Genomic DNA, 15178 nt, shown 5'->3' with positions numbered 1-15178 from the left:
GAGCCTCCGGCTTCGCCCCTCAACCTCCCAGACACGAAGTAGGCGGTCAGACGGTCAAGGAGCAAGAAAATTTTTCATTGTTTTATCAATTTGAACATAAGGATTTTAAAATTTAGATACCCGCTCAATATAATATTCATAAAGTCCATCTACACGGTAGCCATCCAAGAATTCAAACAATTTGGAGGTTTCATAACATTTGAATTAAGGATATGTTACTAATTACCTTGACGACAAGTCCTGAATGAACAGGATATTTTACCTAAATTGTGGTAGCTAATTAGGTAGTGCTAATGGTATGATTATCGGGACATTTAGGACTTTAAGTCTATGAGAGAGGTGCCGAAAAGAGATGTATTGTACGAAATGTGGGAAGAGATCAAACCCGAAAAACATGTTTTGTAGTGAATGCGGACAAAAGAAAAACGTATCCGAGCCTGTATTGGATAAGGAACAAGTTCCTCAACCGCAAAATGGAATTGAAATACCAGATACTCAATCTGAATCGAACCAAACTGCGGATAAGAAAACATTGAGACCCAATGTATCCATCAGATTATTATTATCCATTGCAACGGTTTTACTTATTGTAGGTGTAATAGGACTGTGGTATTGGAACTCCGATAAAACCCCCTTCAATATACAGGTAACCATTGGTTCTAATGAAGCCTCAACCACAGAAACAAACAAAAATACCATGGTAACTGCTGAAGAGGTACATACAGTAGTTGGTTCCTCAAATGTAGAATCAAAACCTGCATTTATCCAAGTCAACCAAGTGGATTCATCCAATTATGAAAAGGGAGAAGTGGACATTTATTTTTCACTGTTTGCTGATGCCGAATTTACAAATCCAATAGATTCTCCAAGTTTGATACAAGACATGTTCAAAGTTAACGGCTTACCCGTTAGCTATGTTTCTCAAGTGAATAATATTGATACCGTAAGTGTCGACCTTGTAATGGACAAAAGTGGTAGTATGATGGATCCACCAAACGGTTCTATGAATCGATCGAAAATGGAATTAGTTCGAAATGCAGCGATTGAGTTTCTAGAAAATGTTCCAGATCAGGCCAAAGGGACATTTGGATTGTTAACCTTTTCAAGCTTTGCTCCTGAGATTGCAGATATTGCCTTTAACTCTAATCGAAAACAGATCGTATCTTACTTAAGCACCTTAGAGTCTGACAATGGAAGAACTGCATTATATGATTCCTTAACTAAAGCTTTATATGATACCAATGTGCAGGTTGGACCTAAATACATTATCGCATTTACGGATGGCATAGACTCACAAGATTCAGACTATGGATCGTCCTCACAATCAGTTATAGAACTATCTAAACAATTGGGAATACCGATCTATACGATTGGCTTCGGAGATACTTCAACAGAATTGCAATGGATTGCTGAGGAAACAGGAGGAAGCTATTTTTCTATTCATGAAGAAGAAAATCTACAGTTAGAGTTACAAAATATATATGAGAACGTGTTTCAAAAATATGTGAAGCAATATAAGTTAACCTATCGCCCAGATCAGAACGTCAGTCCAGGAGAAGAATTTCCTATTGCACTTCAAATGGAATCACCCGATTATACTGCTCAAACATCAACTTTAGAATTCATCCGAAAAATTGAAACCACGGCTATTCAAGCCATGAACGGACTATTTGAATACCAAGTCAATTACGCGAATGCGGTAAATAATCTTGATTTCAGTCTAGTTAGCAATAATGTGAACAGAGATTCAGATTTCTATAACAATCTGAAAATTCGAATTGAGAAAGATTACGTTAGTTCATATAACCAGGGAAGTCCCAAGATCATTGATCCATTAGAAAATTATCGAACCGAATCGATTGAGCAACAAGCAGACGGAAGTTACAAAATTGAGTTCTTTAAATTATTTCCTTTAGAGCTAAATCAAGAAAAAGTATTTGAAGCAGACTTAAATACGTACACAGTAAAAGAAGATCCGTATTCTGGAAAATGGCAGGTTAGTGCTTTTGGTAGAAGCGAATGTTCAATCTATAAAAATGAATCTGATCCAGGGTCCTCATGCAAAAATGTAAATGGAACAACCAAGTTGTACAGCCAAAATCCTTGGACTAGGAATTAAAAAAGGTCTTAAATCATACCAAAATTGAAGGATTCTCAGGTGATTGTTGATATGAAACAAGTAGCACGATGTGTTATGTTATGTTCTCTTTTGCTCACAACCGCATGTAGCGTAAATCATGAAAAAACAGTTGATTTAAATCCTGACACTCCAGAGGTGATGATGGAACAGGAAACGGCCTCTCCTGAATGGACAGATAAAGCTGTCTCCACTAATTCAATTCCGTTAATCGATGAGGAATTAGCTGATGATGATCAACAAGAATTAAAGAAGATTAAAAAGCCCTTAATTTGTATCGAAGCGGGTCATCAAGAAAAGGCAAATTTAGATATGGAACCAACTGCACCTGGTAGTAAAACAATGAAGGAAAAGGTCAGAGGCGGAACGCAAGGGGTTCAAACAAAGAAACCGGAGTATCAATTGAATTTGGAAGTGGCAACTAAACTAGAAATTGCTCTTGCAGAAGACTTTGCGATCATTATGGTACGTCAAACAAACGATGTCGATATTTCGAACAGCGAGCGAGCCATGATATGTAATGACGTACAAGCAGATGTGATGATTCGATTACATGCGGATGGCAGTGATAATAGTCAAGTGAAGGGAATGACCTTCTTCTATCCTTCGATTGAAAATAAGCACACCGGGCCTATTGCAGAGAGAAGCAAAGATATAGTAGAGGTTGTCGCCAAAAAGATCATAAGTGAAACCGGTGCGAAGTCGCGTGGTATTCAGGCTCGGGGAGACTTAACCGGATTCAACTGGCTAAAGGTGCCCTCAATTCTAATTGAAATGGGATTTATGACTAATAAAGAAGAAGACATTTTACTTAGTGGCTCAGAGTATCAGGACAAAATTGTTGCCGGTATAAAAAATGGATTAAAGGCTTACTACTTTCAAAAATAATGATTTAAACTAAATTATAGCACTACATTTATCGAAAGGATGGTAGTTATGTCTAGTAATTTCCAAAATATCATTGGAGAAGGACTATCCAAGCTTCAAGGAGGTATTGAGCAGGGAAAGCAGAAACTACAGACTGCTCAAGAAATAAGTGAGCTGAACAAGCATACGAATGAATTTAATCAAAGAAAAGGTAAAATTCTTCTAGATCTTGGTCAGCTAGCTTATTACAAGATAAGAACCGGTCAGATCTCCGATATAGAGATGACCGAATTAACCAAAGATGTGCTTCAATTAGATCAAAAAATATATGATTCGCTAAGACAACTTTCGGAATTAAATAACGCCAAACCACAAGGCACGACTTGTGGAAACTGCGGTAACTTGACGGATGGTATTGATAAATACTGTGGGAGCTGCGGGTCAAAAGTAGAAATTCAACAAGATCTACTGATACAAGGCGATTCGGAGTGTCTGAGTTGTGGTGAGCTTGCTCCCCTTCATGCGAACCATTGCCCTTGCTGCGGCATGAGAATGAATAACTAACCATCAAGAAGGGGGAAGTGAGAGGATGTATTGCAAGCATTGTGGCACGAAAACAGTGGACGGTGCATTATATTGTCAGATGGATGGAAGTGCCCTATTACCATTGTCTGAAGTATTTCAATTAAAGAAAGATGCAACGATTCTTTTTTGCAGTCATTGTAGTTGTGAGAATAGTAAGGAAAATATCTATTGTATATCTTGCGGAGCATCATTGGATAAAGTGACTGAGAAAGCTAATCCAAACCCGAGCTCAGCGAATGTAGAATCTGCTTATAAAAAAGATAGTAGACCGGCTTTATATACCAATCAGAAGTCAACAGGCAAAAGTACAATATGGACTTCATCAATATACTCGGTGATTCCGTTGTTTGTCTCTATTCTGCTATCTTGGTCGATCAGTGCTGGATTAAACCATAAGATAAAGGACTTAATTTCATCAGAGACCAGATTCGAATTCGCTGACTTTTCTACCAGTGTAGTGGAGAAGATTAAACTTATTGCAACGACAGATGTACTGATGCTTTCCCACTTGGTCAGCTTAAAGTTAGATGCAGACACTTCTTACTTTGGTGCGAATATAGAGACTAGTGGTGGGTTGCTTTTACTAGCGGCTATTCCAATCATTACCTTATTCATCACTGGATACTGGTTAGGTCGGAAAACACAGACTAAATCTGCCATTGAACGAATAACTTCATCTTTCCCAATCGCGGTCATCTATTCCATATGTTTTGCATGTATTTCTCTATTCTCAGGTCTGTCCATGGATGAATCTGGAGTTTGGGGATCAATTTCATTAAAAACAACCTATAGCTTTGGTAATGCGCTGCTACATAGTTTTATCATCAGCTTGATATTTATCTCCGTAGGATCTTTGTTAAGTTTGCCTAGATCATTAAAAGGGTCAGGCTCTAATCAAAAGTACGGAATCTCTATAAAACGAGCACTTATGACAACTATTTCTGGCATGATGATCTGCATCGTTATTGTTTGCGGATATCTGTATTCGGAGAAAGAATTCGCTGAAGATAATAACATGTCTAGTTTCACTAAAATAGTTATTGCAACTCAAATTGGTGGTTACTCATGGCATTTATCCAACTTGAATAATCTTAATGGGAACCTTGGAATCAAAGAATATGACACAACGGAATATGGTCAGTTAAGTTATTCCTTATTCACCGGAATAAAGGCAACGAGTCTGTTTGGTTATTCTCCGCCATCTGGTGCTGTTTCGGTTGGAGGTCAAGGGATCATAGGTGATAAGAATAATATCGACTACACATGGATATTACTCTTTGTTACTGTAGCTTTAGTTCTTCATGCTTGGTCAGGGATACAGTTAAGAAGAGCAGGTAGTGGAAGGACATTAAAGGAACTGATTGCATACGGGGTAGCGTTTGGCGTTGTTATGGTTATAATGGCCTATATTATAAAAGTATCTGTGGATACAGAAACGTTTGAAATCACCCGTGTCAGCCTTCAATTTCCAATCATACAATCGTTTATTATAAGTACCCTTGTCGCTTTTGTCGGTGCATCTATAGGATGGATCTTATCCAGTAAGCTTACTAGAATAAACTAAGCAAGGCATCTCTACTAGATTGTACTGTGACCCGTAGGGTGGACATTGACAAAAAGTCCCCTACGGGTCTTTCTGTGTTTACATGATTGAGCTCCAGCAGTAGCTGGAAGGAGTAGAGCCAAAGATAGGATACTACACAGCAGTCTGAGCCTGGGCCGATCAACTTAGCAGCAGTGGCTGGACGATTCACTATAGCTGTTGAATACTAATGCGTATGCGAATGCGATGGGCATTTTTCAAATCAGACAGACGACCCAGTTAATCCAGACTACTTTAAAAGACGAACATTAGCATTCATAGTCTTCTAGTGAGAGCTTCAAACTTCTTCTTAACGCTACACAGGAATGGTTATGAAAGAAACAACTTATGCCCAACAGCACAACTACTACTAAATACTTAACATTGCTTCAAGTATTTATGTGTATGTTTATATTGACAGGTTAATTACAAAGCCCTCTTTTATTTGCATGGTCTCTTTAGCTCGAGAAAACAAATTGAAATTTATGCACCATTAAACGATAAATATGTAGACACCAACAGCAGAATACACAGGAATAAGCCCAAACGCAACTCACCAAACAAGCCATGTACGAACCTAAACAACTGCCCACAATGCCCGCGTCTGCCCAAGACCCCTGGGCACCCTTGAACCCCTCGCGGACAAGAACACCAATACACATCCGCCCAAACGCCTAAAAAATAAAATTAAAAAATTTATAAGGATGTAGTTACGTTCATACAGGTTTAGGGGCGTGGGCGCAAAGGGCCTCTCTCTCCGGCAAGGGGATAAATTCCGCCCAAAGGGTTCGGGCAAAGTGCGTAGAAAAGTCGAAACCTTGGCCGGTAAACATCTCTCCATGTAGTGGCCCTAAGGCCCAGGCCGGAAAGGGCGGATGATTCTCTCTGACTATCCGCTACATTCAAATCATTCGCCAACAAGGATGGGCAGGATGCTGTGTATCCACATCTCCGGCGCTTTTACAGCTCGTCCCCGCCTTCTTACCCATGTCCCTCCCATGCTGTAAAGCCCGTTTCTCGATCTCCGGTATCCTGACCTCAGGCAGTCAAAGCCTAGGCACGGCGTGCACCTGACTACAAATAGCCGCGCAATCGGGCTGGTCGTTCGATCCCTGGGAGACGGGGGTATTCCAACTCTACCGGTCAAACTTGATACATCGGTAGAGGGTGGCTGGTTACCGCTGGCCTGACACGTATCTTATTCATTTTGTTTCTATCTGTACTATTGCTTATAGTGCTTACGTCTTGTGGAAACAACAAAAATAGTAAGGATCAGCCAAGTGAAAATACCATCTCACAAACAGACGCTGATGAAAAGGCTACAGGCGGAAGTAGATGCCTTGCAGTCTAAATTAGACTCCATGAAGGCAGAACATGCAACACCAGTCGAAACAACACTACCACCTCAAGTTGCGGCAAAACAGCGCTCATTGGAAGAAATGTTGTTTGGGGAATGGTTTGATCAAGGTTCTTTTGTGAATATGGAAGCAATAGGAAGTTTAATATTTAACGCAGATGGTACTGGTTCTGAGATCATAATAAACTATGCCTGGTTTGATTCAAAAATAGACTACATTGCTCCTGGAACTACAGGTGAAGAGACGTATAATTTGAAGTGGAGCCTTGACGGCAACACAATCAACCTTGAATTTGATAAAGAGAGTTGGCGTAACAGGAGTTATACTTTTGTAGATAACGAACAACAGTTGCGATGGCATGATAAGGATGGAGTATTGGCAATGTATTTGTAAGAACGAAACCAACTATCCCCGATGGTGAAGTAGAATTGGCATCCTTGCTTGGACAACACCAGGTAACTCAGGCGGAACTTAAGCGGAGATTTCTTGGGGAATGGTGTTGGGATGTGATGATTTGGAGATTTAATGACGATGGAACAGGTGTAATAGATATACCGGCATTCGGCCAGTACCCTGCTGATAAGAAAGAATTTGAATTTACGGTGACTGAAAATAGTGGAGTTGGGGACGCTAATCTAAACATTTCTTTGGTTGATGGAAAACAGATCATGTATTTCGCTACGTTTGGCAATGAAAGCGACGGCTCGGTCATGCTAAATCCACATGAAGGCAATGCTATTAAGTTAACTAGGTCGTATGATATTGGAAACAGTCCGATTACTGACGAAATCTTGGAAGAAGGGCTTGATTTATTCGAATCATTTTCCGATCCTGCTGGGTATATTGAAGGTATACTGCTAGACAAATTAGTCGAATTTTTTAAGTAGAATACAACATGAAAGACCAGGGGAACTCCTCATAGCCCTAAGTCTTTCGTGTTATTAGTAGGAAGTTGAGTATGTATAAAGTCTTTTTTAAAGTAATACACCGCTCAGCTCAAAACCCTCTGATAAGAGCATAACGGTTTTCTTCGCCGCTACTACTTTATTGCCGTATAATACTCCCATACTTATAGAGTGGATTATGGGGCGATGGTGGAGTTGATCTGACGCGTTTTTATACTTAGGGAATCAATAGATAAATCAAAAAGGATCGTACCTCAGGGAAGATTTTTTCTGAGTTACGATCCTTTTTTCACTTTATTTAGATGTTTACTTTTGTTCATGCATAAGATCAAATAATGCGGTATACATATAAAATCTAGCGTTATTGAAGGTTACTTTTAGAATCCTCTCGTGAATCCTTTAGCTAAAGCATCAACTTTATCTAACCCACTAGCGTGTAAACTTATAATCTTGAGTATTTGGGATTTTGCTGTTAAAACCTCAATTTCACCGTCTGGAGAGTACTTATCTTTAATCTTCCCATTTACCGTCTTTATTACCTCAAATTCACGTATCTGAGGTACGCCAGCATTATATACCTCCGTAAATTCTGTATTAATGTTATACGAAATTCCGTTTTTGTTACCCTTTTTATCAATAGTTGTGTAGGTAACCTGTGAATATCCTTCAATTCCGGAAGTTGTTTTTCTAAATGTTTTATTTTCTCTAAATGAAGCATCTCTATCGAAAAAATCAGAAGCAACATCAATTTCTAATTTCGTATTACTATCTTTGTATCCATAAGTTAGGTAATACAATCCCTGTTCCTCTCTTGTATACCCTTTAATAAAAGCATTGTTTTTAAAGGTTCCCTTTTCAACCGAACTAAAAAACTGTGAAACTGGACCATCATCCCCGGCAAGTAAATAACCTTCTCCATTTTGTTTATCACTTTTCCATTGTCCATTGTAAATAGTTTTTGTGGTAGTTATACGTGGAGGTACAAAGCCATCATCGGCATATTCAGTCTTATTCACAAATTTACCATATCCCGATCTTTTTCCATCAACCCAATCACCTGAATATGTTTTATTGGCCCCCCATTGCATGGTACCTTTACCATTAGGTTTTCCATTTTTAACTTCTCCATAATAGTTTCCACCTGCATACTTAATTGAAACCTTTTTCTTAGCCGTAGCCGCATCAACTGTAGTTCCATTAAAGGAAATTACTGAAACAAAAAGTAGTGAACAAAGTGCTAATAAAAACCTGTTCTTCATGTTTGTTGCTCTCCATTCTAAACTAGGAATATATATCCAATTTTAATGATAATCTTAGGTATCATATAATATTCAATATAAAATATCTAGGCAAGTATATCCATACGATCATCCAATCACCAAAGATACTTCCTTACTCTTTCCTGTGTTTGTTTCTTTATTGCTACTCCTTTTTTATTCAATGACCTTTTTGTTACGCTATCCCGTCCATTAGCCAATACATGCCACAGGCAGCACCGCAGATTATGGAAGAAATTACGTTCTTCCATGGGAGCTGAATGAAGCATTGTCAGTCTAATGTAGTGTAGTGCTTAGTAGATAAGCAAATGAGCCCATCACCGTAATATGGAAGCTTCTTATTTCCAATATCACATTCACCCTGCCAATAGGCTTCTATGATAGGCATAAATCGATCTGAAAGGCCATTTAAGTATACTTGGTACCTTTTTCCTGTCCAACCCATGCCGCTCTGTAGAGCGTTTGAACGGCTCTGCAGAGTCACTCCTACCAAGATTATAGCATGTCAGATATTCGGCATCACTCAAATGACCTATCGGATTCCGGGAAATATAAATAGTACCTTGCCGAGCAGAGGTTATTGATCCGGATGCCATTGCAAAAACTATCAATCCTCGTCATCCAGAATCGGTTTCTCCATCAGCAGGAAGAGAAGCTATCAAACGCGTCCGTGAATGTATTCAGAACGGAAAGAGCTTTTCTATTGAAACAACGCTTGCCGGTAAAAATGCAATAAGGCAAATGGAACAAGCCAAAAAAACAGGATTTGAAATAAACCTATATTACGTAGGTCTTAAAAACGTGGAGTATCACATCGAGCGAGTAGAAATGCGAGTAAAGAATGGTGGCCATCATATTCCAGAAGAGGATATCCGAAGACGATATGACCGATCGATCGGTAACTTACCTGAAGCATTAAAGTTATCTGATCGCTCTTTTATTTTTGACGGATTGTAATATGAAGTGCGACACCTATTGAAAATAAAAAATGGCTCATAGCCTGATTCGTGTAGAATGAAAGTTACCACACCAGCATTCACACAAGGAGAATCAGTCCATGAGTTATTCACATCTTAGCATAATCGAACGCAGCAAGCTAGAAATCCTACATCAACAAGGGAAAAGTGCAAGAGCTATTGCCGAGGAACTTGGTCGGCATCATACGACCATTTACCGGGAAATCAGCCGGAATGTTCAACTACAGCCTTATCAGGCAGAAAGCTCACAACAAGCTTATGTGCAGCGCCGTAAAGCTTCCGTATCCAAGGGTAAATGGACGAAAAAACATGCTGAAGAGCTGGAAGAGAAGTTGCACGCCACATGGTCCCCTGAGCAGATCGTGGAGCGCTTTAGAGCTGAAAATCAACCCACCATATGTTTCAAAACGATCTACCGCTGGATCTATGCAGGTCGTCTAACGAAAGGTGCTTTACACGTACTCCGGCACAAAGGTAAACGTCAGAAACCTGCGGAAACACGCGGGAAGTTTGCTGTAGGCAGACCCATTTCCCAGCGTCCGAAAGACGTTCTCTCCCGGGAAAGATTTGGGCATTGGGAACTGGACACGGTGGTATCGGGACGCGGAAAGAGCAAGGGGTGTGTAGCAACCTTCATTGAACGGAAAACACGTCTGTACACCGCGATTCAAATGCCCAATCGGACAGCTTTGTCGATGGAGATCGCCTTTGGCGTAGTCGCTGCTCAGTATCCTACTGAGGCTTTTCGAACCGCTACGGCAGACCGTGGCAAGGAGTTCGCCTGCTACGCGAACCTAGAACAAACACACGACGTACAGATCTATTTTGCTGACCCTTACTCTTCCTGGCAACGCGGTTCGAATGAGAATGCGAACGGCTTACTTCGAGAGTTCTTTCCCAAGGGCACGGACTTTGCGCAAATCTCAGATGCAACATTGGAGCGTTCGCTTCATTTAATCAACCATCGCCCCCGAAAATGTCTGGGCTGGAAGACCGCTCACGAATCTTTCACACAGGAACTGTCGCACTTGGCTTGACAATCCGTCTTTTGATAACACCTCAAAATTTAGATTAGTAATGGAGGTAGAAAGAGGAAAGGTTCAAACGATATCCAAAGATAACCCCAGTGGGTTAAAGGTGCCTTTTTAAAAGAATCGGAGAAAGAACAGGAGCACACTCAAGTATTAAGCTTGGCTCCAGTATACATATGGAAATTACATTCTGGACTTTTATTCCACAGAAATATACACTAAATGCTGACATATTAACGTAAGTCAATATGATCATATGTGGTGAGGGGTTTTAAGGTAATGAGTGAAACATTGAGTAGAACATTTTGGGGATTCTGGATTATTGCCATCGTGGTTTTATTCGGATGGCAAGCAGTAGCCAGTGATTACAAAGATGTATACAACATGAAAGTTGTTTTAGCATCGTATGGAGTCGATGGTCTGAATACCACTTCAGACAAATTATTAAGCCTCTCAGGAAGTGATGTAAGTACTAGTGGCGCAAACGTTGTTGCATTAATTGAAACTAAACAGCCGTCGCTTAAAAAATCAGAAGCTATAGAAAAAAAAGCCTTAGCTACAGCATTTGGAGAAAACGATCTACGTTATCATCTGAAGTACGCATCGGGTAATTTTGTTCCGACCACGCTCGATTTCTCAACCAATATTCTATATAACTATTCTTATATGATTAATACACCTTCAAAACTAGTACATAATTTAAAGTTAGACTTCACTCTAGATGACGTATTTATGAGTGGAAGTAAGCTAGACCAATTGCATGGGAAGTTTGTGGTACTGACTTATGTCATTTGGGACATTCTACATACAGTTGTTGGGTTGGGATTGGCATTTATTATGCTATTCATTGGCTGCATATTTGGTCTTCTTTTTCATCCAATTCATAGTATATTCAACTTTTTCCCAGCACTGTGGCAGATAGTTGTTACAAGCTGGCATGGGTTATCCAATTTATTCAACTTGTTTAAATAATACAACGAACCTATGTATTATTCGTCAATTATTGCTTGTCTGCAAGAATACATATTAGCATCAAGAAAGTAGGAAATATAGATGAAAAAGCTTTTATTTCATGGAACATCGTCACTGTTAATATTGGGGCTGATATTGACAGGTTGTGGATCCAGTCACCAAGAGAATTTAACAATAGATAGCTCAAAAACAGTATCAATAGAATCATCACCAGAGACAATTAATGATACTGAAATAACTGAGAAAAATACTTACAACAGAAACCTAGAAACTGTCGTTTCGAATGAGGAGGTCGATGCGACAGGTGAAAGTGCGAAAGTAGCAACTAAGGCTAAGTATGATTTCGATTATGGTTTTTTTGAGGGCTTAGCAGCAGTTAGTTATAATAATAAACTAGGTGTCATAGATGAAGATGGATACTGGGTAGTTGAGCCTAAATACATTTCTGCTGTTGAGAAAAGTTTTCGTTTTTCTGAAGGACTGCTAGGTGTGGCGGTGAATGATGGTAGTGAGAATTACAAATGGGGATTTATTGATAGAGAAGGAAAGATGATAATTAAACCTCAGTATGAATGGATACATGACTTTTCTGAAGGGAAAGCAGCAGTAACTACGGATAATGGATTGGGTTTTATTGATAAGAACGGTAACATGGTGATTAGACCTCAATCGCAATTCAATGATGCAGGAGGGGCATTATTAGTGCTCTTTCAAGAAGGTTTGGCAGCTGTAAATTTTGAAAGTGGTGTTGGATTTATTGACGAAAAAGGAAAGATGGTAATCAAACCTATAGAAGGTGTTGTAATTGAAGGTACAACAGAAATTCGATTCTCTAAAGGAATAGCAGAGCTGAATATTCAAAATGACACAGGTTACAGAAAAGTCTACATTAACAACAAAGGAATGATAGTACAGACAAAAGAAGACTATTTGGAGGGACTACAATATATACAAGAGCTAGAAGAGCATATGTATGACTCTCCTGAAGCTGATCATCTTTATAAACCATATGAAGCATGGGATATAGAGTTGAATAAAATTTATAAACTGTTAATGAAAAAACTACCTGCTAGTAAACAGAAGGCTTTAAAAAAGGAAGAGAGAGAATGGATAAAAACTCGTGATTCACACCAAAATGAATTGAAAGAAGAAGGTTTGGATGGAGTTTTGACGATTCAAGAAGTTTTGATAAGAGATACTAAGGAAAGAACATTACAACTTATAGATCAATATTTTGCTAAGTAGATGTAGATAGGTTTATCAAAGAAGGAACCGTTTAAAATCAATATTGATAGTATAATATCTGTAGAATTAAAAGGCTCCGACTTGTTGCTAAATCAGCATTTAGTTGGAATTAATACGATTTCTTCATCTGACAGATCTGAGTTTAGAACATACATGGGGGATTTTATTAATCGATTAATGTGCGTTGGCAGTTATGTCGCTTTCTTTAGTCAGTGCATTAAGCGCTTCTGCCTTTCTGTCAATCATTCGAGTTGGCCTACAATAAAACTATGGTCTTCCGGTTATCAAAGTACAGTGGGTACTGTAGATCGCAACTTTGGATCTGGAACAACATCAGCCGTTAAATCTTTCCAAACCAAAGAAGGTCTGACTTCTGATGGTGTTGTAGGTAACGGTACATGGCTTTCAAAGGCTTTTATTGATTTGATACATTTAAAATTAACCAGTCAGTCTCGCCCGCTGTATTTGAAATTTCAATTACGATATGATCATAAATTATTTTTTTGAAAATGGCCATTCTAATTCCCATCCATCCGTACCATTATCATCCATACTCAGTAAGGTTCTATACTTCCAAGTAGAAGTGCCCATTGGCAATATCCAAAAACAAACCTTTTCTATTTCTTTACTTGTAGTTAATTCGATGTTCAATGATCCGTTTTTAGGAAGCTTGATCCAGTTATTCTCTACCTTATAATTTGCTTTTATCTCATAATCCCTCGTCTGTAACGTACCAATGATACTAAGAGTGATTAGACCTATTAATAACATCTTTATCTCAAACACCTCGCATAAAATATGCCCTGAAACTATAGATACTATTCAAAAATTTTACAGTCCTTAGACGATAATAATGCCCTAGGACTTTCAATTGGGTAACCTCATTGATCGAGAATTATCGACTACCGTAAGAATTAAGTATAGTTGATTCTTACGGTAGTCTCCGAGCCCATTAAAATACAAACGTAAACGTGTACGTATACATATACGTAAAGGTGAGACCCAATTGCTTCATCCAGTTTCGTAGTACGAATGCGCCCACGTCCAAGAACGCCTGAGAAGGTCATCTTCTGACTCGGGCGACCAGCACACAGATTTAGTCGTTACTTGTACCTCGGTGCTTCGCTTTTCCGCCGCTCTTACGCGGCTTGCGATCAGTTATTGTTCCGTCTGCCCGTTTGCGAGTACAGGAAGTAGGTCTCGTCCATTTCAAACAATACCGCGTAATGCACGAGAATTTTCTAATGCGGTGCATTTTAGCAGACAAAAACCTTCAGTTAACAGTTCTATAAAACGAACCCCCATATGAGGTCATTCGCGTTCGCTGGAGTGGCGTATTTGTCAGGTCAGAGACCGAAGTCACTTGGCCATACTCCGGGCACTGGAACAGAAAAAAGAATCCCTTTGTTAAAGAGTGAACTGCTCCCTGTCAAGTAGACAGTTAAAAAAACAAAAAATGACTTCATTGAGATGCCTTAGCCCGGGATGAAGTGCTAAGGCATCTTGTTATGCAGCTCTCGGTATTCGTTCGAAGACATACCGCCCAATGATTTCTTCAGTTTTTGAAGAGCCTGTTCGATCTCATCACGGATATTTTGATTATTGGCCAAATATGATTCCAATAAACGGGCAATTGAGTCAATATCATAGATCTTAATGGTATTATCTCCATAGAATTCAATGTGCTGGACGGATAATGCCTCATAGCTAACGGGATACGATAGCTCGAAAAACCAAAGAGGTAACCGGTCAACGTGATTGGCTGCCTTTGTTCAACTAACGGGCAGGTTAGTTTAATGTGTTGTACATAGTATATATAGAAGAGCTGGATCTATCATGATATAATTCGACCATAATTAATCAAGAGGAGGATATACATAGTTATGCCGAAACCAATTCAGGATCAGTTACAGGATACACTGGGCAAGAGCTATTCCGAGTTGCAAGAAAAAACTATTTGAATCGTTTAGCAAAAAAATCAAATCACTTAAGGATGCCGAAGCAAGTCAAGAAAAAATAGAGAAAGCTGTAGCAGATAACGAAAGAATGAGAGAAATGTTAGAAGATGTAGGGCAATAGATGATGTGCAAAGTGCATTAGGCAGATTCAACGGGCTAGATCAAAATGCACAAGCCCAGTTTCAAGATTTTCTCGAGAACGTATGATATAACATTTCCAACTTACCACACGTATGATTCATCCAAGACCCCGGGAATAATATTAGTTAAATGCTACATGTAGC

At 39.2% G+C, this 15178-nt stretch carries 13 protein-coding genes and 1 pseudogene; 11 read left to right on the top strand and 3 right to left on the bottom strand.

Annotation, left to right across the window (positions count from 1 at the left end; all coding sequences use genetic code 11):
- Positions 1 to 352 precede the first annotated feature (352 nt).
- The 6 genes from MHB43_RS30595 to MHB43_RS30570 all read left to right on the top strand — a co-directional run bounded on the left by MHB43_RS30595 (position 353) and on the right by MHB43_RS30570 (position 7416).
- The gene (locus MHB43_RS30595) at positions 353 to 2119 is read left to right on the top strand and encodes a VWA domain-containing protein (protein ID WP_405130990.1); all 1767 of its coding nucleotides are present in this window, start codon (positions 353 to 355) and stop codon (positions 2117 to 2119) included.
- A gap of 51 nt (positions 2120 to 2170) precedes the next feature.
- Positions 2171 to 3025: an N-acetylmuramoyl-L-alanine amidase gene (locus MHB43_RS30590; protein ID WP_339180316.1), complete on the top strand. Its 855-nt coding sequence runs from the start codon at positions 2171 to 2173 to the stop codon at positions 3023 to 3025.
- Positions 3026 to 3073: 48 nt separating this feature from the next.
- Entirely contained in the window at positions 3074 to 3568 is a 495-nt protein-coding gene (locus MHB43_RS30585; protein ID WP_339180313.1) for a zinc ribbon domain-containing protein, read from the top strand.
- A 25-nt stretch (positions 3569 to 3593) separates the two neighbouring features.
- Positions 3594 to 5153 (top strand): hypothetical protein, encoded by a 1560-nt coding sequence (locus MHB43_RS30580; RefSeq protein ID WP_405130989.1) that lies wholly within the window; start codon positions 3594 to 3596, stop codon positions 5151 to 5153.
- A gap of 1265 nt (positions 5154 to 6418) precedes the next feature.
- Positions 6419 to 6922 (top strand): hypothetical protein, encoded by a 504-nt coding sequence (locus MHB43_RS30575; RefSeq protein ID WP_405130988.1) that lies wholly within the window; start codon positions 6419 to 6421, stop codon positions 6920 to 6922.
- A gap of 35 nt (positions 6923 to 6957) precedes the next feature.
- Entirely contained in the window at positions 6958 to 7416 is a 459-nt protein-coding gene (locus MHB43_RS30570; RefSeq protein WP_339180306.1) for a hypothetical protein, read from the top strand.
- Between the two features lie 395 nt (positions 7417 to 7811).
- Here MHB43_RS30570 and MHB43_RS30565 read toward each other — a convergent pair whose 3' ends face one another.
- Positions 7812 to 8693 carry a hypothetical protein gene (locus tag MHB43_RS30565; protein ID WP_339180303.1) on the bottom strand — a complete coding sequence of 294 codons (882 nt, stop codon included), beginning with the start codon at positions 8691 to 8693 and terminating at the stop codon, positions 7812 to 7814.
- Positions 8694 to 9266: 573 nt separating this feature from the next.
- Between MHB43_RS30565 and MHB43_RS30560 the strand changes: the two genes are divergently transcribed.
- The 5 genes from MHB43_RS30560 to MHB43_RS30540 all read left to right on the top strand — a co-directional run bounded on the left by MHB43_RS30560 (position 9267) and on the right by MHB43_RS30540 (position 13443).
- Positions 9267 to 9668 carry a zeta toxin family protein gene (locus MHB43_RS30560; RefSeq protein WP_339185470.1) on the top strand — a complete coding sequence of 134 codons (402 nt, stop codon included), beginning with the start codon at positions 9267 to 9269 and terminating at the stop codon, positions 9666 to 9668.
- A gap of 100 nt (positions 9669 to 9768) precedes the next feature.
- Entirely contained in the window at positions 9769 to 10725 is a 957-nt protein-coding gene (locus tag MHB43_RS30555; RefSeq protein ID WP_339180301.1) for an IS30 family transposase, read from the top strand.
- Positions 10726 to 10998: 273 nt separating this feature from the next.
- Positions 10999 to 11691 carry a hypothetical protein gene (locus MHB43_RS30550; RefSeq protein WP_339180298.1) on the top strand — a complete coding sequence of 231 codons (693 nt, stop codon included), beginning with the start codon at positions 10999 to 11001 and terminating at the stop codon, positions 11689 to 11691.
- 81 nt (positions 11692 to 11772) lie between these two features.
- Complete coding sequence (locus tag MHB43_RS30545) at positions 11773 to 12936, top strand: WG repeat-containing protein (protein WP_339180296.1); 1164 nt, start codon at positions 11773 to 11775, stop codon at positions 12934 to 12936.
- An 81-nt stretch (positions 12937 to 13017) separates the two neighbouring features.
- Positions 13018 to 13443 carry a peptidoglycan-binding protein gene (locus MHB43_RS30540; RefSeq protein WP_405130987.1) on the top strand — a complete coding sequence of 142 codons (426 nt, stop codon included), beginning with the start codon at positions 13018 to 13020 and terminating at the stop codon, positions 13441 to 13443.
- Here MHB43_RS30540 and MHB43_RS30535 read toward each other — a convergent pair.
- Together MHB43_RS30535 and MHB43_RS30530 are read right to left on the bottom strand one after the other, a co-directional pair.
- Positions 13432 to 13707: a hypothetical protein gene (locus tag MHB43_RS30535; RefSeq protein ID WP_339180293.1), complete on the bottom strand. Its 276-nt coding sequence runs from the start codon at positions 13705 to 13707 to the stop codon at positions 13432 to 13434. The genes MHB43_RS30540 and MHB43_RS30535 overlap by 12 nt on opposite strands.
- Positions 13708 to 13928: 221 nt before the next feature.
- Positions 13929 to 14160: pseudogene (locus MHB43_RS30530) on the bottom strand (IS1595 family transposase); the annotation flags it as partial.
- Positions 14161 to 15178: the final 1018 nt, after the last annotated feature.

It is taken from the genome of Paenibacillus sp. FSL H8-0317, from assembly GCF_045040685.1.
In the GTDB taxonomy this organism is placed as follows: Bacteria; Bacillota; Bacilli; order Paenibacillales; family Paenibacillaceae; genus Paenibacillus.
The sequence above is the reverse complement of the archived record's forward strand: the minus strand, read 5'-3'. Positions and strand labels throughout refer to the sequence as shown.